Annotated in this window: 17 protein-coding genes; 9 read left to right on the top strand and 8 right to left on the bottom strand. The window is 47.1% G+C overall.

Features of this window, described 5'->3' with window-relative positions; all coding sequences use genetic code 11:
* Positions 1–194: 194 nt before the first annotated feature.
* The 6 genes from RDW05_RS07230 to RDW05_RS07205 all read left to right on the top strand — a co-directional run bounded on the left by RDW05_RS07230 (position 195) and on the right by RDW05_RS07205 (position 9974).
* Positions 195–1802: a Na/Pi cotransporter family protein gene (locus RDW05_RS07230; RefSeq protein ID WP_307978439.1), complete on the top strand. Its 1608-nt coding sequence runs from the start codon at positions 195–197 to the stop codon at positions 1800–1802.
* Positions 1803–2438: 636 nt separating this feature from the next.
* Positions 2439–5378 carry an acyl-CoA dehydratase activase-related protein gene (locus RDW05_RS07225; RefSeq protein WP_307978438.1) on the top strand — a complete coding sequence of 980 codons (2940 nt, stop codon included), beginning with the start codon at positions 2439–2441 and terminating at the stop codon, positions 5376–5378.
* A gap of 13 nt (positions 5379–5391) precedes the next feature.
* A complete protein-coding gene (locus tag RDW05_RS07220; RefSeq protein WP_307978436.1) occupies positions 5392–6636 on the top strand; it encodes a 2-hydroxyacyl-CoA dehydratase in 1245 nt (414 codons plus the stop codon).
* A gap of 210 nt (positions 6637–6846) precedes the next feature.
* Positions 6847–8037: an MFS transporter gene (locus RDW05_RS07215; protein WP_307978435.1), complete on the top strand. Its 1191-nt coding sequence runs from the start codon at positions 6847–6849 to the stop codon at positions 8035–8037.
* Between the two features lie 121 nt (positions 8038–8158).
* On the top strand, positions 8159–9289 hold the full coding sequence (locus RDW05_RS07210) for an SEC-C metal-binding domain-containing protein (protein WP_307978434.1): 1131 nt from the start codon (positions 8159–8161) through the stop codon (positions 9287–9289).
* 34 nt (positions 9290–9323) lie between these two features.
* Entirely contained in the window at positions 9324–9974 is a 651-nt protein-coding gene (locus RDW05_RS07205; RefSeq protein ID WP_210685376.1) for an exonuclease domain-containing protein, read from the top strand.
* Between the two features lie 58 nt (positions 9975–10032).
* Here the strand turns inward: RDW05_RS07205 and RDW05_RS07200 are convergent, their stop codons facing one another.
* The 7 genes from RDW05_RS07200 to RDW05_RS07165 form a co-directional block, all read right to left on the bottom strand.
* Positions 10033–11310: an APC family permease gene (locus tag RDW05_RS07200; RefSeq protein ID WP_210685375.1), complete on the bottom strand. Its 1278-nt coding sequence runs from the start codon at positions 11308–11310 to the stop codon at positions 10033–10035.
* Positions 11311–11334: 24 nt separating this feature from the next.
* Positions 11335–12066: a gamma-glutamyl-gamma-aminobutyrate hydrolase family protein gene (locus tag RDW05_RS07195; RefSeq protein WP_307978431.1), complete on the bottom strand. Its 732-nt coding sequence runs from the start codon at positions 12064–12066 to the stop codon at positions 11335–11337.
* 218 nt (positions 12067–12284) lie between these two features.
* A complete protein-coding gene (locus RDW05_RS07190) occupies positions 12285–13301 on the bottom strand; it encodes an asparaginase (RefSeq protein ID WP_307978457.1) in 1017 nt (338 codons plus the stop codon).
* A 30-nt stretch (positions 13302–13331) separates the two neighbouring features.
* Positions 13332–13760 (bottom strand): C-GCAxxG-C-C family (seleno)protein, encoded by a 429-nt coding sequence (locus tag RDW05_RS07185; RefSeq protein ID WP_210685372.1) that lies wholly within the window; start codon positions 13758–13760, stop codon positions 13332–13334.
* Between the two features lie 101 nt (positions 13761–13861).
* Entirely contained in the window at positions 13862–14359 is a 498-nt protein-coding gene (locus RDW05_RS07180; protein ID WP_210685371.1) for an HD domain-containing protein, read from the bottom strand.
* Positions 14360–14556: 197 nt separating this feature from the next.
* Positions 14557–16233, bottom strand: coding sequence for an ammonium transporter (locus RDW05_RS07170; protein WP_368487334.1), 1677 nt, complete (start codon positions 16231–16233; stop codon positions 14557–14559).
* A gap of 180 nt (positions 16234–16413) precedes the next feature.
* Positions 16414–18501 (bottom strand): glutamine synthetase III, encoded by a 2088-nt coding sequence (locus RDW05_RS07165; protein WP_307978429.1) that lies wholly within the window; start codon positions 18499–18501, stop codon positions 16414–16416.
* Between the two features lie 511 nt (positions 18502–19012).
* Here RDW05_RS07165 and RDW05_RS07160 point away from each other — a divergent pair.
* The 3 genes from RDW05_RS07160 to RDW05_RS07150 all read left to right on the top strand — a co-directional run bounded on the left by RDW05_RS07160 (position 19013) and on the right by RDW05_RS07150 (position 22843).
* Entirely contained in the window at positions 19013–20224 is a 1212-nt protein-coding gene (locus tag RDW05_RS07160) for an ATP-binding protein (protein ID WP_307978428.1), read from the top strand.
* 143 nt (positions 20225–20367) lie between these two features.
* On the top strand, positions 20368–21825 hold the full coding sequence (locus tag RDW05_RS07155; protein ID WP_304223945.1) for a monomeric [FeFe] hydrogenase: 1458 nt from the start codon (positions 20368–20370) through the stop codon (positions 21823–21825).
* Positions 21826–21952: 127 nt separating this feature from the next.
* Entirely contained in the window at positions 21953–22843 is an 891-nt protein-coding gene (locus tag RDW05_RS07150; protein ID WP_307978427.1) for a DMT family transporter, read from the top strand.
* Positions 22844–22890: 47 nt separating this feature from the next.
* On the opposite strand, the gene RDW05_RS07145 is transcribed toward RDW05_RS07150, so the two are convergent.
* Positions 22891–23772, bottom strand: a complete 882-nt coding sequence (locus tag RDW05_RS07145; RefSeq protein ID WP_021720402.1) for a LysR family transcriptional regulator — start codon at positions 23770–23772, stop codon at positions 22891–22893.
* Positions 23773–24028 lie beyond the last annotated feature (256 nt).

The raw sequence follows: 24028 nt of genomic DNA, 5'->3' as shown, positions 1-24028 counted from the left end.
CTTAAAATACACCGCACCGTGCGAAATGTGCGGTGTATTTTTTTGCTTTGAAAGCATTTTGATTAATGTAAAATTTATGTAAAGTTCTTTACGCACTTTTAACCTCATAAAATTTCTAGTATAATAAGTATAGATATGAGCTGTTTTTCAGCAATCATGGATGCATACAAATTAAAAAAGGGGACTTATTTTTTATGCTTGCTTATTTCTTGGCATTTTTAGGCGGTATCGCCTTGTTTATGTATGGTATGCAGCTAATGGGTGACGGTCTGCAAAAGGCTGCCGGCGCTAAGCTGCAAAAGATTTTGGAAGCCATGACAGGCGTGCTCGCTATGGGCATTCTGTTGGGCGCAGTTGTTACTGCAGTGCTGCAGGCCAGCGGTGCTACCACCGTTATGACCGTAGGCCTGGTAAATGCGGGCCTGCTCACACTGAAGCAGGGCTTCGGCATTATCATGGGTGCCAACATCGGTACTACTATGACGGCACAGCTCATCGCCTTCAAGCTTTCCGATTATATCACGATTTTAATCTTCATCGGCTTTTTGATGCAGCTGCTGGCGAGAAAAAGCCGCACAAAATATCTTGGTCAGGTTATGCTGGGCTTCGGTATTCTGATGCTGGGCATGGATATGATGGGCAAGGCGGTTATGCCTCTGCGTAACTATCCCGGCTTTGTGCATTTCATCGAGGTTTTCTCCAGCAATCCGTTGCTGGGCATCGGCATCGGTATGATTATGACTGTGCTGATTCAGTCCAGCAGTGCTACCATCGGTATTCTTATCGCCATGGCCGGTCAGGGACTTATTCCGCTGGAGGGTGCGATTCCTGTACTGCTCGGCGACAATATCGGTACCTGTATTACTGCCGTACTCGCTTCGCTGCGTGCTAACCTTACGGCTAAGCGTGTAGCTGCAGCCCATGTAATGTTCAACGTTATCGGCAGTATAATTTTCGTAATCTTGATGCCGTTCTTCATCAAGTTCGTATTAATCGTTTCACCTGCCAATGATATCGCACGCCAGATTGCGAATGCGCACTCGGCGTTCAACATTTTGAACACGCTGCTCTTTATGCCCTTTGTTAACCCTTTCATCAAGCTGGTAGAAAAGATTGTGCCCGGCAAGGCAGAAATCATCTCCATGCGCCCTGTTTATCTTGACAAAAACATGCTGAACACTCCCTCTATCGCTATCAGCCTTGCTGTCAAAGAGGTTGTGCGTATGGGCGAGCTGGCACGTAAGGACGTGCGTCTTGGCATGGAGGCTATTCAAAGCTTTGATGCCGACAAGGTAAAATACGTTTTGGAGCACGAGCCTGTTGTCGATGCGTTGGAGCGAGATATTACCGACTATCTGACGCAGATGAGCTCCTCTGAAATGAGCGAAAGCCTGACGACACGCCACACCGGTCTTTTGCACGCCTGCACGGATATCGAACGTATCGGTGACCATGGTGAAACATTGGCTAAACGCGCACGCAAGCTTGTTGAGGAGGACGTGGTTTTCTCTGACGAGGCTAAGGCCGAGCTGCTGCAGCTCAGCGAAATGGTACTGCGTGCCTCCGGACGTGCGCTGGAAGCGCTGGAGAAAAATGATAAGGTTATTGCGGAGGACGCTGTGCGTCTGTGCCGTGAGGTTAAGCAATACCAGAAGGAAATCCGTAAGAATCATATCACGCGCCTTAACGAACATATCTGCAATCCTACTGCAGGCTTTGTTATGATGGAGCTGCTGATTAATATGAAGCGTGTATCCGATCATTCCAAGAACATTGCCCAGCTGGTGCAGGGAACATTCTAAAGCTTATAAAGCAACAGCAAGCATACAGACTACTGCTCAACATAGTCTGTATGCTTTTCTTTTGCGTAAAAGCATTGCTAAGCTAACAGAGTACGTACATAATTAATCCGCACTTTCTCATATGCGCTTATGAATTTACTCAAGTATACTTTAGTAAATCGTACTTGAGTAAATTTACTCGAAGTACTGCAACCCCTGCTCGCCTAAAACAATAATATAATTACAACAGCCTTATCATTACAAGCCTATATTAATACACTTATAAAATCACAACTTTTTCACAAAATCTTTGCTATAATTTAGATAAGCAAGGACTGCGCTTCCGACTGCTACAGTCTTAGCGCAGTCCTTTTGTTATGCGTAGAGCCACATATGGCTTTACGGTTTTTTATTATATTTATTACTAAAAAGTTTTTTATCATGTACATGCTTAGCAAATATATGCTACATATTGAACACAATAAAAGTAAACCACAAGGTTTCACACTTTTTTTACTTTAAATATTGTTGGCACCTTTTACTAATTACAGCTAAAGTATTACAATATAGACTGAGGAATTTTCAGCCTAGATTATAAAAAAGAATGTGAACAGGCATCAGGCACCAGTCTGAAAGTCATATTCGCAGGAGGTTACTATGCAGATAGGATTAGATGTTGGCAGTACTACCATTAAAATCGCCGTACTCGACGATGCGGGCAATCTGCTATTCCATAAATACGAAAGACATTACAGCCAGATAGCAGAAAAAATTCTGGCCTTACATAAAGAATTGATGACTAAATTCCCTACCTTGCATAGCGCACGTCTAGCCATCAGCGGCAGCGGCGGTATCGGTGTAGCGGACAGCTGCGGACTGCAATTCGTGCAGGAGGTTTTTGCGGAAAAAATCTGCGCTGAAAAGCTCAATCCCGGAACCGACTCCATCATTGAGCTTGGTGGCGAGGACGCCAAAATTCTCTTTTTAGGCCGCCATTTTGATGCGCGCATGAACGACAGCTGCGCCGGCGGCACTGGCGCCTTCATAGATCAGATGGCTTCCCTGCTGAATGTAGAAACACCCCAGATGAACGAGCTGGCACAGCAGGCACATAACACCTACACCATTGCCAGCCGCTGCGGCGTTTTCGCCAAGAGCGATATCCAGCCGCTGCTCAACCAGGGAGCAGAAAAAAGCGACCTAGCAGCCAGCATCTTTCACGCTGTAGCCAGCCAGGCCATCACAGGTCTTGCCAAAGGCCGTCCCATCAGCGGCAACGTTCTCTACCTGGGCGGACCGCTCACCTTTATGAGCTGTCTGCGCGATGCCTTTGACAGTGTTCTGAATATCAAAGGTGTCTGCCCGGAAAACAGCCTGCTTTATGTAGCAATGGGTGCAGCCTTCTGTGCCGAGCACGAGGTGGACCTTACCACTCTGCCCGCCAAACTGCAGGCAGCAGCAGCACAGCACAGCTTTGAACATCTGCCGCCGCTGTTTAAAAACGAAGGCGAATATACTGTTTTTAAGAAGCGTCACTCTAAGGAAAGTGTCGCTATCGGCACCCCTGCGGAGGCCAGCGAAGCCTTTATCGGTATTGATTCCGGCAGCACGACTATTAAAATCGCTGTTATGAGTCCAGACGGCAAGCTGCTTGACTCCTTCTATCAAAGCAACAAGGGTAATCCTGTTGTTGCCGTCCGCAATTATCTTACCGATTTCTATACAAAATATCCGAATTGCCACCTGTTGGCAGGTGCAGTCACCGGTTACGGCGAGGAGCTGATTCGCCACGGCTTCGGTGTTGACTATGGTATCGTAGAAACAATGGCGCACTTTTATGCTGCCCAATATCTGGAGCCAGAGGTAGATTTCATTCTGGACATCGGCGGACAGGATATGAAGTGCCTGAAAATCCATAACGGTGCCATCGATAATATCTTTCTGAACGAAGCCTGCTCCAGCGGCTGCGGCAGCTTTTTGCAGACCTTTGCCGAAATTCTGGGCTACACAGCCGAGCAGTTCGCGCAAATCGGTCTTAAAGCAGATATGCCGGTAGATTTAGGCAGCCGCTGCACCGTGTTTATGAACAGCAGCGTTAAGCAGGCACAGAAGGACGGTGCCTCCGTTGCCAACATCAGCGCCGGACTGTCCATCAGTATTGTCAAAAACGCTTTATATAAGGTTATCCGTCCGGCCAGCAAGGAGGCCATCGGCAAGCACATCGTAGTTCAGGGAGGCACCTTCCTCAATGACTGCGTACTGCGCGCCTTTGAGCAGGAAATGGATTTGAATGTTATCCGTCCCAATATTGCCGGCCTTATGGGAGCTTACGGCGCTGCCCTGTACGCACAACGCCGCTACAAGGACGCACCGCATCAGACAACGCTGCTCAACCTGCAGCAGCTGGGTGAATTCGTTCATACCGTCAAGGGTATGACCTGCGGCCTGTGCAATAATCATTGCCACCTCACAGTCAACACCTTTGCTGGCGGCAAACGCTTTATCAGCGGCAACCGCTGCGAGCGTCCCATCACCCACATGGCACCCAAGGATGAGCTGAACCTGTACCGTCAAAAGCTGCAGCTGCTCAAGGAATTGCCTGTTAACGAAACTCCTAAACGCGGCATTATGGGTATACCTATGGGCCTGAATATGTATGAGCTGCTCCCCTTCTGGAATGCCTTACTCTCCAGCCTGGGCTTCAAGGTTGTCCATAGTCCGATTGAAAACAAAACTATTTACCGTCTTGGTCAGGGAACCATCCCCAGCGACACCGTCTGCTATCCGGCTAAGCTGATGCACGGACATATCAAATGGCTCCTGCAGCAGGGAATCACGAACATCTTCTATCCCTGCATGACCTATAATATAGATGAACAGGGCACTGAAAACTGCTATAATTGCCCTGTCGTAGCCTATTATCCCGAAGTGCTGCACGCCAATATCCGTGATCTGAATAAGCCCGAGATACATTTCTTCTATGATTATCTTGGCCTGCTCCATAAAAAGAAGCTGGTCAAAAAGCTGCAGGAAATGTTTGCCAAGGCTTATCCGGATATCACTAAGGATGAAATCCGCAAGGCAGTTGATGCTGCCTTCACTGCCTTTTATGACTATGAAGCACAGGTAAAGGCTAAAGGACAGCAAATCATCAGTAAGGCACGCGAAGAGCATAAGCCTATCGTTGTACTGGCAGGCCGTCCCTATCACATCGACCCCAAGGTCAACCACAGTATCGACCGCCTGATTACCAACATGGGTGCTGCCCTCGTCAGTGAGGATGCCGTAAGCAGTCATATTAAGACCAAGGAACTCAACCGCGACCTGCAGGTGCTCAACCAGTGGACCTATCACGGCCGCCTGTATGCGGCAGCCGAATATGTTGCCCAAAATCCTGATATGCATCTGATTCAGCTTGTAAGCTTCGGCTGCGGCTGCGATGCGATTACGGCCGATGAATGCCGCCGCCTCCTCGAAGAACGCGGACGCATCTATACACAAATAAAAATAGACGATATCGACAACCTTGGTGCTGCCAAAATCCGCATCCGCAGTCTGTTCTCCGCAGCCCAGCTTTTCGATATAGATAATAATTAAAGGAGATTTGCATATGCTACCAGCAGCTAACGTTAAGTTTACCCCCTTCACGGAGGATATGAAAAAAACGCATACTATACTTATACCCGGCATGCTGCCTATGCATTTTTCACTGCTGCAGGCAGCACTCGTAAGCTGCGGCTACAAAGCCGAGGTTCTGCACAATACCGGCCGCGAGGTAATCGAAACCGGTCTGAAATACGTCAATAATGATATCTGCTATCCGGCACTGCTGGTTATCGGCCAGCTGATAAACGCTCTGGAAAGCGGCAAATATGATTTGGAGCACACTGCGCTGATTATCACCCAAACCGGTGGCGGCTGCCGTGCCTCCAACTATATCTATCTGCTGCGCAAGGCTTTGGAAAAAGCCGACCTTACGCACATCCCTGTCATCAGCCTCAACGTCAACGGTCTGGAGCAGCAGCCAGGCTTCCATCTGGACGCATCCATGGTGCATAAGTTCTTGGCTGCCGTTGTTTACGGCGATACCCTGATGTACCTGACGAATAAAACACGTCCCTACGAAGTTGTACACGGCGCTGCCGACAGACTGGCGCAAAAATGGCTGGCACGCTTAAGCGAAGCCTTCAAGAGTGGCAAAGCGCAGGCTTTAGGTACCATCAAGCAGCTTACTAAGGCTATTGCGCACGAATTTGCGGATTTGCCTATCACCAACAAGGAAAAAATCAAGGTCGGTATTGTCGGTGAAATCTACATCAAATATGCCGCTTTGGGCAACAACAATCTGGAAGCCTTCCTGCAGCGTCAGAACTGCGAATATATGCTGCCCGGTCTGATGAATTTCATTATGTACTGTGTTGATACTTATCTTACTGACTATAAGCTTTACGGTGGCAGTCTGCTTAAATATAGTGTCAACAAGGGCGCTATGTGGTATTTAAAATATATGGAAGGCATCCTGCATCAGGCTCTCAGTATCGCTCCCTTCAGCGCCCCCGCCACCTATGAGGAAACCAAGGCTATGGCTAAGGGCGTTATCGGCTACGGCAACAATATGGGCGAAGGCTGGCTGCTTACTGCCGAAATGCTGGAGCTGGTACACAGCGGCTACACCAATATCATCTGTGCTCAGCCCTTCGGCTGCCTGCCTAACCACATCGCAGGCCGCGGTATGATTAACAAAATCAAGGAGATTGCCGAAGAGGCTAATATTTTGGCGTTGGACTACGATGCCAGTGCTGCCCGCGTTAATCAGGAAAACCGTATTAAGCTGATGCTGGCGACAGCAAAGTAAAAGAAGCATAAAAAGATTTAAAGGCGTTCTACCATACTTAAGTAGAACGCCTTTACTGTTTTTGCTCCTTAACGACAGTCCTTTTCAAAGAAAACCTCCGCACTATCCCGCAACAAATAATTTACAATCTTTTTGCTTGTAGCACACAAATATGCTGTGCTATAATATTCAGCGCAATTTTATAGAATGAAAGTAAGGTGCTTTATATATATGGAAAACAAAATCACAACGCGCGAATGGCTGCCGTTAATCGGCATGACCGTTTCCGCCTTTATTTTTAACACATCGGAATTTATGCCCATAGGCCTTTTGTCCGATATCGCCGCAGATTTCCGCATGACGGAAGCGCAGGCCGGTATGCTGATTACCATTTACGCCTATGTTGTAATGCTCATGAGCCTGCCGCTGATGATTGCCGCTTCCCGCTATCCGCTGCGCAAGCTTTTGCTGGCCACCATCAGCCTGTTCGCCATATCGCATGTAGCCTCCGCCTTCGCCACCGGCTTTTGGACGCTGCTGCTTTCGCGTATCGGCGTAGCCTTTGCCCACTCGATTTTCTGGTCGGTCGCCTCGCCGATTGCCGTGCGTCTTGTAAGCGGTCCCTTTAAGGCACTAGCTATGAGCATGATAGTCACCGGCACTGCCATCGCCATTATCGTCGGCCTGCCTTTAGGACGTATCATCGGCCTTTACGTAGGCTGGCGCATGGCCTTTATGTGCATCGCCGTTTTGGCCTTCATCGTATTAGCCTATATGTTCTTCGTCTTCCCCAAGCTGGAAAAAAGCGAACCGTTTACGCTTTCGCAGTTGCCGGTAATGCTGAAAAATCCTGTGCTCATCGGCCTCTATATGATGTCCTTTTTACTCCCCACCGGCTATTACACCGCCTACAGCTATATCGAGCCTTACCTGAAGCAGATTGCTCTGATGGATGATGCCTGGATAACCATCACCTTGGTTATTTTCGGTGCTGCCGGACTTTTGGGCAGCGCAGCCTTTTCCAAATGGTACGATAAATGCCGCTATCACTTCTTCCGCATCACCGTACTTGGCGTTGCAGTTGTTTTGCTGCTGCTCTACCCCGTAAGCTTCAATCATTATCTGCTGGTGCTGCTCTGTGCAATCTGGGGCATCTTCGTTACGGCCTTCAACGTTGTAGGCCAGGCAGAGCTTTTGCGCACAACTACTATGAGTACCTCCGCTGTGGCTATGTCGATTTACTCCGGCATTTATAATCTTGGTATCGGCAGCGGCAGCTATCTTGGCGGACTTATCTGTACGCATGCTTCCATCGCTTATATCGGTCTCGGCGGCGGCGCAATCGTGCTGCTTTCCTTTATTTACTGTGCCTTTTTCCTTATTCCCGCTATGCGTCGCCAGCAAGTAGAGGCTGAAAAATAAATTTAAGCGACGAAAAGCGTATAATAAACTGTATATTAAATTTCCTCACTTGCTATATTTCCTGTTTTTATTTATAATTAAGAGATACGTAAGATTACAAAGAAGGAGATTTTCTATCAATATGTCTGCAAGTACAACCAAAACCAAGAATCAACCATCCCGTAAACCTGTATTGCTGGATTACTTAAAAGCCTTCACTAAGGATAAATTAATTTTTGCAGCGCGTCAGCTCTGCATCACCTACAGCAAGCTCAAAAAGGACGAGCTGGCAGAAAAAATCTGCACAGAAATGCAAAAGCCGGAAATTGCAGCAAAACGTTTTGCTATTATGCCGGACGAAAATATTCAGGCCTTCGAAGCAGCCTTGGAGAAAAAATGCTTCCATCCTACCTACAGCGAATATGCATTGCTGTTGCCCTTTATTTCTATGGGCTACATTGTTTCCTATCCCGATGACTGCTTCGAAGCAGTAAAGGAAGCACGCACTGTCTACAAAAAAATCAACACCGCAGATTTCCAGGCTCACCGCCAACAGCTGGCATGGCTTTTGGACTGCATCACCGCTATGTCCAGCCTGCACCTTATCCTGCCGGTGGAATTTTTCTGCGAAATGTATAATCAAAAAGCAGGCTTTGAGCTTACTCCGGAAACTCTGCCGCAGCTGCTGGCCGAGGTTCCGAGCAACTTTAACCCCTGCGCAATTAAAGATGGCCGCATTCTGCTCAAGAAAAATGACAGCGATGATTTCTACACCAGACTGGAGCAAGGTAGAAAGCCCTTCGGCCTGTACCTGCCTACCGTAAAGGAAATCACCATGCTTTCCCACTACGGTTATATGCAATCTACTACCGCATATCAGGATTTGCATGACTTCTTCACTCAGGAGCTGAATGTTGCGGCACTGGATGCACATTACTGGTGTCAGTACATCTATGAATTCGAAAACTCCAACACCGACGGTAATACCTCTGAGCTGATTCAGAAGCTACAGGCTAATATTCCTGCCTGGAACAATTACAGCCATCTCGGCAGACTTTCCGTACTACTGCAGAACGCCCGCAACAATGCTACCCGTATGTTCTGCCTAGGCGGCCACACTCCTAACGAAACTATCAAGCTGCTGCGTGACGCACAGCAGGCAGCCCAGCAAAACACCCGTGTAGGTGCCAAGGCGAAAAAGGTTTATCCTAACGACCCCTGTCCCTGCGGCAACGGCAAAAAATATAAAAAATGCTGCGGTAAAAAGCACTGAGCGCAGGCTTTGCTTTAGTTAAGAAGGAAATGACATGAAGAAATTTTTAGTCGTTGATTTTGAATTTACAACCTACGAGCGCCCTGTCGGCCGTCCGCGCGGCTTCTTTTCCGAGATTATCGAAATCGGTGCGGTAAAGCTGGACGGCGAACCGCTCACCGACTGCGGACGCATCCAAAGCTTTGTCAAACCGCATTTTTATCCTAAGCAAGCCAAGGATTCTATGGATTTTTGCATGATTACCGCTAAGGATATGCAGCAGGCCATTGAATTTCCTGCTATGGTGCAGGAGCTGGCAGCGCTGTACGAAAGCGGCGAGACCTATTTTGTAGCTTGGGGCACCGAAGATTACAAGGTGCTGCAGACAGGCTGCGAGCGCCATAAAATCGAAAACCCCGTAAAATACGAGGACTATCTTGATTTAGCGCTGGCCTACCGCCTGTGGAAGGGTGATGACTACACCACCGGTCTGAAAAAGGCCACCGAAGAGCAGGAGGTCAACACCGCAGGCCTGTGGCACACCGCCTTTGACGATGCCAACAACACCGGCAAGCTGCTGATTGAAATGTTTAACCGTGGCTGGAAGCTGGAGGATTTCTTCGCTGCCCGCGAGGTTTACGAAGCGGAGCGCGCTGCCCGTCAGGCAGAACGTGCCAAGCACCATAACGGTTACAGAAGATGGTAAAATTTTAAAGCGCATAAAAAATGCAAGTTATCTTTGCACGATAACCTGCATTTTTTATTTACGCCTGTTTTTTCTTATGCATCAAGAAATAAAACGGTAATGCGATAACCGCTGCGCCAAAGCCGATCATAAGCTGCTGCGGTTTAGCCTGCGCCAAAAGCCACAGGCTTACAATTAAAGCAATAACAGGAATAACCGGTCCGAACGGAATCTTAAACGCACGCGGTGCATCCGGCATTTTTTTGCGGAATACCATGATAGAAAGACACGTCGGAATATATTGCGAAAAACGTGAAACTACGCTGATGGAAGCTAAAAATGCGAAACCACCGGAATAACCTATCAGCATCGCAACCACTGTCGATATAATAATGCACCAGTAAGGTGCACCAAAACGGTTACGCTCTGCCATAAAAGCAGGCAGCATATGCTGCTCCGCCAAAGCCAGTCCGCAATGCGGTGTAACAAAGGAAGCAGCAATACAAAGCGCGCCAATGGAAATCAACGTACCGGCAGCAACAACCGTTGTACCAAAGGCACCGGCAATACGAGTAAAGGCCGCCTGTACCGGAGCTGTTGTATCTGCAAGCTCATAGCCCATGATACCGATAGCACAGGCCAACAGCAGAATATAAATGGCAGATACGGTAAAAATTGTAATCAGAGTTGCCTTCGGCAGATTTTTTTGCGGGTTTTCCATCTCGGCAGCTGCAACACCCAAGGATTCAAAGCCGGTAAAAGCAAAAAACAGCATTACGGCCGCAGTGCCAAAGCTTCCCGGTGTATAAACGCCATGAGGAAACAGCGGTGTAAAATTAGCAGGCTCGATATAAAAAATACCTATGCCAATAAACAAAACAAACGGCAGCAGCTTAGCAATAGTTGCTACGTTCTGAATAACTTCGTACAGTTTGATACCCAACAGGTTAATAACTGCCAGTATCAGGAAAATAACACTGACAATGACATTCTTCATCATATCAGAGCTGAGTGCGGGAATAATACCGCCTAAAGCTGTAGCAAACCCAACTGCCATTGTTGCAAAGGCAATGATACGCGTTGCCCAGGACAAAAAGCCTACTTCATAGCCGACAAAGTCGCCAAAAGCTTCCTTAGCATAAATATATGCGCCACCGTTTTCCTTAAACAAGCCGCCGGCTTCGGCAAAGCAAAAGGTAATCGCCAGTACCAGCAGCATATCAAACAGCATAACCAAAAGGCTGGCCGGTCCGATAATTGCCATCGCTTTATTCGGCAAAAGGAAAATACCCGAACCGATAATACCATTGATACCTAATAATACAATACTCCAAAAGCCTAACTTTTGTGATTCCATACTTCCGACCTTCTTCTGAATAATTTATTTAGCAGCTTCTACACGCGCCATAAAATCTGCAAATAGGCGGCGCATTTCAGGATGTTCCTGCCACATATTTTCCGGATGCCACTGTACGGCAACAATCTGATTATCTTTGGTCGATTCAATACATTCTACTACACCATCGGGAGCCGTGGCAGTAACCTTCAATCCGTTGCCGACATCTTTAATTCCCTGATGATGGCGGGAATTCACATAAGCCTTCGCACCTAAGGATTTATACAGCTCGCTGCCTTCTTCAATGCTGATATTATGTGTCGGATAAGAGCCGTTGGCACCTTGGGAATGACGGATATAAGCAGCAGGATTTTCTGAAGGCAGATCCTGATAAACGCTGCCGCCCATAAGAATATTAATCAGCTGGCAGCCACGGCAGATACCTAAAATAGGCTTGCCTGCTTTATAGAATGCCGCAAAAATTTCTTCTTCAAATACATCTCGTTTATAATTGGTGCTGCCAATCTTCCAATGCGGTTCTTCACCAAAGAAAGTGGGGTCTACATCCGGCCCGCCGGGAATAATCAGCGCATCAAACATTTCTGCATAATCTTCTCCTTTAGCATCGGGAACATCAGGCAAAACTATAGGCAGAGCACCAAGCTCATTGATAACATCTACAAGACCGCGCGCCGTAAAGGGAGCACGCACAAGATTCGTAATATCGCTGGCAAACGGATAAGTGTCAGCAGTAATAGCAATACGTAATTTAGACATACTAACCTCCAAAAACTAAAATTACTTACACGATAAAAATCGCACCTAAATGTTTTCCGCACCTAGGCACGAACAGTTTTGTATTATACGCTTCCAGTTTATTTTTGGCAATATGACAGAAATATCTAAATTAAGATAACGCGTAAAGCGTTAACTTTGTAACAAATACATAAAAAAAGACGGCAAAGCCTTAACCTTACCGTCTTTTTGTATGTATTTTAGTACTTTAAGAAAACACTCTGCACCTCGTTGCGCTCCTGCGTCCGCAAAAGTGCCAACTGCAGCAAAAGGCGTGCCTTTTGCGGATTAAGGTTATCCGCATACAAAAAGCCTTGCTCCTGCCAACGTTCCAAGCCGGCGGCAACAATGCCGCTGCCGGTGCGGCTCGAACGCACTACGGCAACGCCACGGCTGACAGCCTCCGCCAGCGCCTCCTCCACAGCCTCATGAATGCTACCCATACCGCTGCCGGCGTAGATAAGGCCATGTGCACCTGCTGCCAGTGCCGCATCCACAAATACGCGGTCCTCACCGATATGCGTGTAGATGATATCCACGCGCGGCAAAGCAGTAACACCAGTTACGTCAAATTCGCTCTGCAGTGTGTGCGGACGCACGCTGCGATAATAGTAATGTATCTCACCGCCAACAATAAAGCCTAAAGGACCACCGTTCGTTGCCTTGAAGGTTGCCACATTCGCCGTGTTTGTCTTGGTCACGTCACGCCCGCTGTAGATTTCATCGTTCATTATCACCAGCACGCCCTGTCCGGCGCTTGCAGCATCCACAGCCACCTTAACAGCGTTGATGATATTCAAAGGTCCGTCGGCACTGACTGCGGTGGCAGGACGCATTGCGCCCACGAGTACCACCGGCTTAGCACTCTTTACCGTCAGGTTCAGGAAGAAGGCCGTTTCTTCCATAGTATCGGTACCATGGGTAATAACAACGCCGTCGACAACATCCTGCGCCAGCAGCTCATTGCAGCGCTGCGCCAAGCGCAGCAGCAACGCATCGGTAATACTGCTGCTGTCGATATTGCACAGCTGCTCGCCGCTGATATGCGCCAGCTCGCCCAGTTCAGGCACACCTGCCAGCAAATCGGCAACGCTGTAGGCACCAGCAGTATAGCCAGTCATCTGGGTACCGGAAGCAGCCTTGCCGGCAATAGTGCCGCCGGTTGCTAAAATTACAATGTTCTTCAACTCAGTTTTTTCCATCAGCCTGACCTCCATCAGTCCTTCTTTCAGCTTCGCAGCCAATGCTTATTTTACCAGGCCCTTTTCCTGCAGATAATCGGATACCATGTCTGCCGCTTCGGCAGTAATCTTAATACATTTAGTTCTGTATTCCGGTGTGCCGAAGCTCAGGCGGTTCAGCGCTCTGCAGCAGGAAGCACCGAAATGCTTCGTAAAACGCTCATAAAACTCATGCGTATATTTATAGACCTCTGTCTGATGTTTTTCAGACGGGTCCAATCTGCCCACGATAGAGCTGATAACCAGGCAGGAGCCGCTCAGCGCACCGCACACGCAGCCGCTGCGGCCGATACCGCCACCCATGCCAGACACCATGCGGATTGCCACATCCGGCAGGCCCAGCTTTAAGCCGTCATTGCACGCCTTAACTACGGATTCTACGCAGTTATTGCCCTCGTTATGATATTGTTCTGCTAAATCATAAATTTCCTTCATATTCTATGCCTCCAAAAAATAACCTAATCCTGTTTATTTTAGCAAGCATAGAACAAAATAGCAAGAAAAATGCTGTGACCAGCAAGCCACAGCATTGTATATCAAAGTCCGAACATAGTCTTAGCCAACTTTGTTCCGCTCTCTGTTTTAAAAATCCGCTCCACAGCTTTGGCAATATTCTCCTTCGGCGTACCATCCTCATAAAAGTTTACTATAAAATCAGCTTCCACAAGCAGCTGATAATCAAGACCGTCAATGATATTATACGTATGGTGATGACCGACAAGATAGCAGATGCGTTCAATTTTTTCAGGGGCATACCCAAACTTTTGCAAAAGTTTGCGTGCTACCGCAGGTCCTTCCTGCTCCTGAATTTTGCCTGTGCAGTGACCGGCACCATACTTGGCCTCGCCGGGTTTAATACCGCAGTCATGCACAAGACCGGCCGCCTCCACAAGCTCTGTCAGCTCTGCATCCGCACCCTCGCTCTCAGCCAGCTGCTTAGCCAGGCTGGCAACCTTAATAAAATGCTGACAGCGGCGTGCATCTCCGGCAAAAAAATCTATCATCTCATTATATAAAGCAACGTTTTTATTCATAGCATTCACTCCAATCCGACTAAAATACGATTCAATCTTATTTTGGCCTAAACAATGCAGTTTTGCAAGTTTTTTCGCGATAATAAGATTATAAAAGCATTCTCCTCCAACACACAGAAAAGCGCTCTTAGCCTGCATTACGCAAGACATCGAGCGCCTTCCTGTTTTATTAGGGAGTTTGATTAGGGAGAAGCAAATTATTTTTCCTCAATAGGATAATCCTGCAGAGCATCATAGCCTGTTTCACCGGTACGAATCTTAACAACATCCTCAACATCATAGATGAAGATTTTGCCATCGCCGTATTTGCCGGTATACAGAACCTGCTTAGCAACATTGACTACTGCTGCAACAGGAATTGCGGAAACAATCATTTCAACCTTTACCTTCGGCAGCAGGTGTGCAGCAACCTCAGCACCACGATACATTTCCGTGGAGCCCTTCTGGATGCCGTAGCCCAGAACCTTGGTAACAGTCATGCCGGTAATTCCCAGCTTATCCAAAGCATTCTTCAATGCTTCGAAACGATTTTGCGAGGTGATAATAACAACCTTGCTCATCTTTACTGCGCCTGCAGGCTTAGCTGCAGTTTCCTTGACCGGAGTAACATAAGTAGTAGTAACAGAGGTCTGTGCCTCCAACGGAGTTTGCATAAAGTCGGCATAGCTGCTGAGCAGGCCATGCTCTTCCATATCCAGGCCTTTGATTTCTTCGGATTCCTTAACACGCAGACCGAAGAGCTTATCAAGAACTTTAAAGATAATCGTCATCGTAATCGCAACATAGATTGCTACAACTACAACGCCGAGGATTTGTTTTACCAGGAAATCAGTACCGCCGCCATAGAAGAGGCCGCCGTCAAGAGCGAAGAGACCGGTTGCGAGAGTACCGAAGGCACCGCAGACACCGTGAACGGAAATTGCACCGACAGGATCATCAATCTTCAGCTTCTGGTCGAAGAATTCAACTGCAGCGACTACCAGCACACCGGCAATCAGGCCGATGATTAAAGCGCCGGCCGGGCTTACCATGTCGCAGCCGGCGGTAATTGCTACCAGACCTGCAAGCACGCCGTTCAGTGTCATGGAAACATCAGGCTTGCCGTAGCGAATCCAGGTGTAAATCATAGTTGCGGTAGCAGCAGCTGCTGCAGCCATGTTAGTGGTAATGAAGATAGCACCCATGGAAACCAAGGCGTCATCACCGGTTGCGCAGACGGTGGAAGCACCGTTGAAGCCAAACCAACCGAACCAGAGAAGGAAAACGCCCAAGGCACCAAGCGGAATGCTGTGACCGGGAATAGCGTTTACCGTACCGTCGGCATTGTATTTGCCGATACGCGCGCCAATCATCTTGGCACCGACGAGAGAAGCAACGCCGCCTACCATATGAACGGCAGTTGAACCGGCGAAATCATGGAAGCCCATCTGTGCGAGCCAGCCGCCGCCCCAAATCCAGTGACCGCTAATCGGGTAAATAATAGCGCTGATTAATACGCTGTAAATGCAATAAACCAGGAAGTTGGTACGTTCTGCCATAGCACCGGAAACAATGGTTGCTGCGGTAGCACAGAACATGGTTTGGAAGATAAAGTAGGCTGTGCTTGGATAGCTGGCACCGTAATCACCCTTAACGAAGAAGTCCGGCGCGCCGATAAAGCCGCCGATATCGGTACCAAACATCAGGCCAAAGCCCAGAACCCAAAAAACGATGGAGCCGAGGCACATATCCATGACGTTTTTCATAACGATGTTGCCGGCATTTTTTGCTCTGGTAAAGCCTGTTTCAACCATTGCGAAGCCAGGCTGCATAGAGAATACCAGGAAGGCACCTATCAGCACCCATATAGTATCGGCAGATACATATTTGTCCATTTGTAAACACCCCTCAAATTATATATTTTTTAACGCGTCATTGAGCAGCGCTCACATGGCATTAGCTAAAGAAAGAGGGGCGTACCCGATTTTTCGGATACACCCCATTGTGTATGAGTTTATATATATTATTTTATCTTAACACACCTTACTCAAGGCTGTCGAGAAGACAACTGCAGCTTACTCATTTACACCAAACAACAACTCACCATAAGTCGGATAGTCAAGATACTTACCACCGGTCAGAGCTTCGGCAGCATCAACAGCACTTCTCAGCTTGCCCATTTCTTCAAGAACGGTATCGTGATAGTACAGAGCCTGTTTCTCGCTGTCGCTGATTTCTGCTGCTTCCTTCAAGCCTTCTTCCAGCTTCAGGGAGGATGCATACATTTCTCCGCCCAGCTTGCTCAGCTTATCGGCAAGTGCGCCTTCAAAGCCTGCGCTGACACCGGCAGCCTTTTTATCCAGTACTGCTTTGGTCAGATCTCCGGTATATGCGGTAACTGCCGGGAGGATATCCTTATGGAACATATCCAGCATGGTTGCTGCTTCGATAGAAATCGTGGTGCTGTAGTTCTCCAGCAGGATTTCTACACGGGATTCAACCTCGGCTTTTGTGAAGATATTATGCTTTTCGAACAGCTCGATGTTCTTGGCATGTCCCAGATACGGCAGAGCCTCCGGAGTAGATTTAAGGTTCAGCAGACCGCGTTTGGCAGCTTCCTCAACCCATGCATCGGTATAACCGTTGCCATTGAAGACAATGCGTTTATGAGCTTTATAGGTTTCTTTAACCAAATCATATACTGCTGCTTCCAGATCAGGAGCATCTGCCAGCTTATCAGCAAATTCATCCAGCTCTTCGGCAACGATGGTGTTCAGTACGATGTTTGGGCCGGCGATGGAGAACATACTGCCCAGCATACGGAATTCAAATTTATTGCCGGTGAAGGCGAAGGGAGAGGTTCTGTTTCTGTCGGTGTTATCCTTAACAAGAGCAGGAATGGTATCGTCGCTTACTTTAATGTAGCTTTCCGGGTTGCCGTTGTAAACCTTGTCAGCTGCAATAGCTTCGAGAACTGCAGTCAGCTCAGTGCCAAGGAACATGGATACGATAGCCGGAGGAGCTTCGTTAGCGCCCAGACGATGGTCATTGCCGGCGCTGGCAACAGATACACGCAGCAGATCCTGATATTCATCAACAGCCTTGATAATTGCTGCCAGGAAGGTCAGGAAGCGCAGGTTTTTGTACGGCTCCTTGCCGGGATCCAGCAGGTTCAGGCCTTCTTCCGTAGATAAGGACCAGTTGTTATGCTTACCGCTGCCGTTTACACCATCAAAAGGTTTTTCATGCAGCAGGCAAACAAGACCATGGCGCAGAGCAACACGTTTCATGAACTCCATCATCAGTTGGTTATGGTCAGATGCTACGTTAGTAGTGGTAAAGATTGGTGCCAGCTCGTGCTGTGCCGGAGCAACCTCGTTATGCTCGGTCTTGGCAAGTACGCCCAGTTTCCACAGCTCATCGTCCAAATCCTTCATGAAGGAAAGTACTCTTTGTTTGATAATTCCGAAGTAGTGGTCATCCAGTTCCTGGCCACGCGGAGATTTCGCACCGAACAGGGTACGGCCGGTGTAAACCAGGTCTTTACGTTTTTCCCACATTTTTTTATCTACGAGGAAATATTCCTGTTCCGGGCCAACAGTACTGTTGACGCGGATTGTATCAATGCCGAACAGCTTCAGCAGCTTGCAGGCTGCTTTGCTGGCTGCATTCATGGAACGCAGCAGCGGAGTCTTTTTATCCAGCACTTCGCCGGTGTAGGAGCAGAAGGCTGTAGGAATGCACAGGCAGTTATCTTTGATAAATGCATAGGAGGTCGGGTCCCATGCTGTATAGCCGCGGGCTTCGAAGGTTGCACGCAAGCCGCCGGACGGGAAGCTGGAAGCATCAGGCTCGCCCTGAATCAGCTCTTTGCCGGAGAAGTCCATGATTACACGGCCTTCAGCAGTAGGAGAAATGAAGCTTTCATGCTTTTCAGCGGTGATGCCGGTCATCGGTTGGAACCAATGGGTGAAATGAGTGCAGCCATGCTCCAGAGCCCAGTCCTTCATAGCATTGGCGATGATATTAGCAATTTCCAGATTCAGCGGAGTGCCTGCCAGCACTGCTGCCTTATATGCCTTATAGGTTGCAGTCGGCAGACGGTCCTTCATAACACTTTCGTTAAAAACTAAGCTGCCAAACAGTTTCGGTACATCATTCATTGTAAAACCTCCCTAATTTCTCTCTGAGAATTTCCTTGGGTTTACGAAGTGTAAATCCCTCATTTGAAATACAGTTTTTTGTGCTTTACAGATTTTCTTCTCTCTGGCTCTGTAAATAAGAAAGCACCGTCAGCTGCGCCTTGCGCTGCTACGGTGCTTCGTTGCACTTATCATGGGTAAGATATAAATTATAATTCTCACCGCTGATATAACAGAAAAAGCAACCACGAAGTTTGGACCTTTCGACCCACCAACCACGTTGTTGCTTTATGCGCTTATTATAATACTAGGTTTTCAATTTGTAAAGGGGGTAAGAGGAAAAAATTTTAATTTTTTTCTGCGTATACTAAAAAAGTATGCTTTTTTTGACTACAACAGCGGGATTTTTATCAGATATAACTGATAAAAATCTAAAATCACGAAAAGTTTCAGTTATATCTGATAGAAATTCGATTTTCGTCTTGAATTTAAGATATAACTGATATATTATATAGATAGTGAGGTGATTTACATGATCAAAAGAGAATCTTACATGAAAAAAATCCGCCCATTCATTAACAGTGATTTAGTAAAAGTACTTACAGGTATCCGACGTTGCGGTAAATCTGTTATGTTAGATCTTATAAAACAAGAGCTGTTACAACAAGGAGTTACTCCCCAACAGCTTATTTCCTATAATTTTGAAAATATGAGCTTTGCCAGGCTTTGCAATGCCCAGGCTCTTCATGATGAAATAATAAGCCAAACCCAAGCTTTAACAGGAAAAATTTATCTTTTCTTTGATGAAATCCAAGAGGTAAAAGATTGGGAAAAATGTATTAATTCCTTACGTATAGAGCTTAATTGTGATATTTATATCACCGGTTCCAATGCCAAGCTCCTATCCGGTGAATTAGCCACTTATTTAGCAGGACGCTATGTAGAATTTGTTATTTATCCTTTTTCATTTTCTGAATTTATTGAGCTATATAATACTATACAGCCTAATACAAGTGAAGCAGACTGCTTCAAGAAATACCTGCACTTCGGAGGAATGCCATATTTGGCAGCCCTGCAATATAACGAAGCTGCCTGCAAACAATATTTACAGGATGTATATACATCAGTAGAACTAAAAGATATTGTACGCCGCAACAATATACGTGATGTTGACATGCTTGAACGCATACTTACCTACATAACTGCAAATATCGGTACCATTTTTTCTGCCAATGTGCTTTCTAAATATTTGAAAAGCGAAGGACGCAGTATGGCAACAGAAACCATTATCAACTACGTTAAAGCCTGCACCGATGCTTTTCTGTTTTATCAGGTAAAACGTCAGGATATACAAGGTAAAAAGCTGCTTGCTATCAACGAAAAATATTATGTGGCTGACCATGGCATCCGCGAAGCAGTCTTCGGCGGCAACATGAAGGATATCAATCTCATTCTGGAAAATATTGTTTATCTGGAGCTTTTACGCCGTGGTTATAAGGTGAGCATCGGCAAGGTAGATACCAAAGAAATTGATTTTATCTGTGAAAAACAGGATAAAAAAATTTATATTCAAGTTACGTACTTATTGGCTGCAGAAGAAACTATTCAACGTGAGTTCGGTGTTTACTATGAAATTACCGATAATTATCCGAAATATGTGCTTTCACTCGACGAATTCGATATGAGCCGTAATGGTATTATCCATAAAAATATCAGAGATTTTTTGACAGATTCATCTATATAACTGTTTAGAAAAATACCAAATTTAACATTATTAAAACCATTACGCATGCTCCTCAGCAGGATTTTTGCGTTCTGTAAAGAATTGTACAGTATAGAGTATGCAATACAAACCGCAATATAACTAATTGCCAAGGAGGAACCCTTATGGAATTAACCGCTGTTGCGCAGCTGCGCCGCATGGTGCTGGAGCATTTATCCCGCTACACCTGGAATAACGAGTTGCCTGACCACGTCTACGATATTCTGCAGGAGGTACGCGAGGACACTCCGCGCTACCGCTGCTGTGTTTATAAAGAAAGAGCCGTACTGAAAAACCGTATTGATATGGCGCTGGGGCAGGAGTGCTCCAGCAATATCATCGAGGCTGCCAAGCTGACGCTGAACGAGCCTGAGCGCACCGATTTACCGATTATCGACGTGCTCCCCGCAGCCTGCGACCAATGCCCGATTGATGCTTATTACGTTACCGATATGTGCCGTCACTGCATCACCCACAAATGCATGAATAACTGCCCGAAAAAGGCTATCAGCATTATTCAGGACCGCGCCTTTATCGATAAGACCAAATGCATTGAATGCGGTCGCTGCAAGCAGATGTGCCCCTACGGTGCGATTATCGAAATCCATCGTCCCTGCGTGCGCGCCTGCGCCATCGGTGCCATCAGCATCGGTGAAAACCGCAAGGCTGTCATTGACCACGAAAAATGTGTTTCCTGCGGTGCCTGCCGCAACGCCTGCCCCTTCGGCGCTATCGACGAGCGCAGCAACATCATCCGCGTTATCCGCGAAATCCAACAGGGCAAGCAGGTTATCGCCCTTGTGGCACCGTCTATCGTAGGCCAATACGGTTTGAAGATTACCATGGCGCAAATTTACGAGGCACTGCAAAAAGCAGGCTTCGCTGAAGTTGTAGAGGTTGGCATCGGCGCCGATATCACCAGCGTTAAGGAAGCAGAGGAATATCTGGAGAAGGTTCCTGCTAAGCAGGGCTTTATGACCAGCTCCTGCTGTCCTGCCTTTGTTAAGCTGATTAAAACACAGGTACCGGAGGCAGCCGACAAGATTTCGGATACACCTTCTCCCATGCTCACCTGCGCTGAGCTGATTAAGCAAAAATATCCTTATGCAGTTACTGTGTTCATCGGTCCCTGCATCGCCAAAAAGGTGGAAGCACGCGAGCACCGCGAAACCATAAACTATGTGCTGACCTTTGAAGAGATTATGTGCATGCTGGAGGGCAAGGATATCAAATTTGCGGAAATGAGCGGTGATACCGCTTATGAACGCGATGCCTCCAAGCTTGGCCTGAGCTTCCCGCTGACGGCCGGCGTAAGCGCTGCCGTGCAGGATACGGTTGCCGCTATGGGCGGTGAGGTGCGTAACGCGCAATACTGCTCCGGACTGGACAAATGCCGCGACATCGTCAAGGCTGCTGCCGCAGGCAAGCTCGACTGCAGCTACATCGAAGGTATGGCCTGCTCCAACGGCTGTATCGACGGTCCTGCTACCGTAGGCGACTTCCACATTACGAAGGTCGCCCTGACAAAATATGCTGCTGCGGCGCCAAATAAGCAGGCTGCCGAAGATAAGCACACAAAATAAAATTTTACAAACTATCCCTTCTGCCGCATTGGCAGAGGGGATAGTTTGTTCATAGCAGGATTTTAGTCTGCTAAAATCATAGAGTGCGTTTTACTGCGCACTAAAAAGAACGGAGATTCCCAAGCAAATGCAAAACACTCGCTACATCGGTCACATTGCTGCCCTCATTACAATTGCTACCTGGGGCACGACCTTTATTTCTACCAAGGTTTTACTTACCGGCTTTCAGCCGCTGGAAATCCTTTTTTTCCGCTTTATTATGGCCTTTTTCGCCCTTTGGTTTGCTTATCCTAAAATGCTGAAAACAGATAAAAAGCAGGAGCCTGTTTTTATGGCAGCAGGCCTCTGCGGCATCTGCCTCTACTACCTTTTGGAAAACATCGCCCTGACCTATACACAGGCCTCCAACGTTAGCGTAATCGGCAGCACAGCGCCTTTCTTTACTGCGCTGCTGGCGCATTATTTTATGCGTTCTGCCGGCAGCTTAAGCAAGCAGTTCATCATCGGCTTTTTTATCGTGATGAGCGGCATCGCCTGCATCAGCTTCAACGGTGCAGCCATGCAGCTCAATCCGCTGGGTGATTTGCTGGCGATTTCCGCCGCTGTCGTGTGGTCGTTTTATGCCCTGCTGACGAAAAAAATCAGCAGCTACGGCTATCCTGTTATCCTCGCTACACGCAGAACCTTTTTCTACGGCATTCTCTTTATGCTACCGGCGCTGGGCTTTCTGGATTTTGAACTGAACCTGGCGCGCTTCGCCAATACTACCTATCTTTTCAACATTGTCTTTCTGGGACTGGGCGCTTCCGCCCTCTGCTTTGTCACCTGGAATCTGGCAGTAAAGGAGTTGGGTGCAGTAAAGGCCAGCGTTTATATTTATATGGTTCCCGTCATCACCGTCATTACCTCGGCGATTGTCCTGCAGGAAAAAATCACCCTGCTGGTAGCACTCGGCACCATCCTGACGATGAGCGGCCTGTTTATTTCGGAATACAGGCCGAAGAAAAAAATACAGTAAGTAGGCAAACAAATACGCCCTAGGCATCAACAGCCTAAGGCGTATTTTTATTTATTCTGCATATAATAATTAATAAAGGTCTGCGCAACCTGCGACAGCTCTCTGCCCTTAACTATAGACAGCGTCATCTCCAGAAACAAGCGCTCATCCTTGATTTCCTTGCGGACCAGATTCGCTGGGAACAATTCTACAGCCGGTGCCGGTACAATTGCCACACCGGTATTTTTTTCTGCCCAGGCTATGGCCGAAAGCTTAGTAGTATTAATACTCATAACCTGCGGGAAAATGTGTGAATCCGAGCACACAGAAAAAAACAGCTCAGAACAGCCACGCGAAAGACATAACGGAATGTCCTCCAAATCATCCAGCAGGATATTAGGCTTATCATTTTTCAGATACGGGCTATCCTTATGAAAAAGCGCAACCAGACGCTCTTTACGGCTGAACAGCGTTTCAAAGCGTTTAGACTGCTTTAGGGGTGCATTGGCAATGCCTATTTCCGTTTTCCCATCCAAAAGCTGCTGGGTTTGTTCGTCAATCGGCACCTCATACAGTTCATAATTAATATGCGGAAACTCTCTGTAAAAATCACTCAAAAAGTTTTTAATAAAGTTTATTGACATCGAAGGTGACAGACTGATGCGCAGCGTACCGCTAAAGCCTGCCTGACAGTCAACTATCTCCTTCAGAGCGCTGTTTTCTGCCGAGCAGATATACTTAGCCTTGTTATATAAAATACAGCCTGCATCCGTAAGCTCAATGCTGTGACCGCCACGGCGCACATGCAGCAGCTGCGTACCAAAACGCTTCTGCAGCACCTTAAGCTGATTACTCAGCGCCGGCTGGGCAATCGCTATCTGCTTAGCTGCGGCAGAAATACTGCCGGCCTCAACTATGGCAATAAAATTGCGGTAATATTCTATGTCCATATATAGTTCTCCTTTACTTCTCTCTGCCTTTATTATACTATACAGCAATATTTCTGAGTACATTTTTAGTTTTTAAAATTAAATTTTTCATAAAACCAATAACAGCATATGCAAAACGCATATAACTCCAATAGATTATTTTTATAAGTGATTAGGAATAAACGCATAAGTTTTTCGTTTTTTCTAAAAACAGAAAACTATATACCATGAATTATCCTGTTCCCGCATCAAAGAACGAGTTAACGTATATGTATTT

This window comes from uncultured Phascolarctobacterium sp. (genome assembly GCF_902463975.1).
Classification (GTDB): domain Bacteria; phylum Bacillota; class Negativicutes; order Acidaminococcales; family Acidaminococcaceae; genus Phascolarctobacterium_A.
The sequence above is the reverse complement of the archived record's forward strand: the minus strand, read 5'-3'. Positions and strand labels throughout refer to the sequence as shown.

Excerpts from the sequence above, each read along its gene's own strand:
- RDW05_RS07170 (WP_368487334.1), bottom strand. The coding sequence starts at position 16,233 with ATGGACAAATATGTATCTGCCGATACTATATGGGTGCTGATAGGTGCC.
- RDW05_RS07215 (WP_307978435.1), top strand. The coding sequence starts at position 6,847 with ATGGAAAACAAAATCACAACGCGCGAATGGCTGCCGTTAATCGGCATG.
- RDW05_RS07145 (WP_021720402.1), bottom strand. The coding sequence starts at position 23,772 with ATGGACATAGAATATTACCGCAATTTTATTGCCATAGTTGAGGCCGGC.
- RDW05_RS07185 (WP_210685372.1), bottom strand. The coding sequence starts at position 13,760 with ATGAAGGAAATTTATGATTTAGCAGAACAATATCATAACGAGGGCAAT.
- RDW05_RS07150 (WP_307978427.1), top strand. The coding sequence starts at position 21,953 with ATGCAAAACACTCGCTACATCGGTCACATTGCTGCCCTCATTACAATT.
- RDW05_RS07195 (WP_307978431.1), bottom strand. The coding sequence starts at position 12,066 with ATGTCTAAATTACGTATTGCTATTACTGCTGACACTTATCCGTTTGCC.
- RDW05_RS07205 (WP_210685376.1), top strand. The coding sequence starts at position 9,324 with ATGAAGAAATTTTTAGTCGTTGATTTTGAATTTACAACCTACGAGCGC.
- RDW05_RS07200 (WP_210685375.1), bottom strand. The coding sequence starts at position 11,310 with ATGGAATCACAAAAGTTAGGCTTTTGGAGTATTGTATTATTAGGTATC.
- RDW05_RS07165 (WP_307978429.1), bottom strand. The coding sequence starts at position 18,501 with ATGAATGATGTACCGAAACTGTTTGGCAGCTTAGTTTTTAACGAAAGT.
- RDW05_RS07220 (WP_307978436.1), top strand. The coding sequence starts at position 5,392 with ATGCTACCAGCAGCTAACGTTAAGTTTACCCCCTTCACGGAGGATATG.
- RDW05_RS07225 (WP_307978438.1), top strand. The coding sequence starts at position 2,439 with ATGCAGATAGGATTAGATGTTGGCAGTACTACCATTAAAATCGCCGTA.
- RDW05_RS07155 (WP_304223945.1), top strand. The coding sequence starts at position 20,368 with ATGGAATTAACCGCTGTTGCGCAGCTGCGCCGCATGGTGCTGGAGCAT.
- RDW05_RS07230 (WP_307978439.1), top strand. The coding sequence starts at position 195 with ATGCTTGCTTATTTCTTGGCATTTTTAGGCGGTATCGCCTTGTTTATG.
- RDW05_RS07190 (WP_307978457.1), bottom strand. The coding sequence starts at position 13,301 with ATGGAGGTCAGGCTGATGGAAAAAACTGAGTTGAAGAACATTGTAATT.
- RDW05_RS07210 (WP_307978434.1), top strand. The coding sequence starts at position 8,159 with ATGTCTGCAAGTACAACCAAAACCAAGAATCAACCATCCCGTAAACCT.
- RDW05_RS07160 (WP_307978428.1), top strand. The coding sequence starts at position 19,013 with ATGATCAAAAGAGAATCTTACATGAAAAAAATCCGCCCATTCATTAAC.
- RDW05_RS07180 (WP_210685371.1), bottom strand. The coding sequence starts at position 14,359 with ATGAATAAAAACGTTGCTTTATATAATGAGATGATAGATTTTTTTGCC.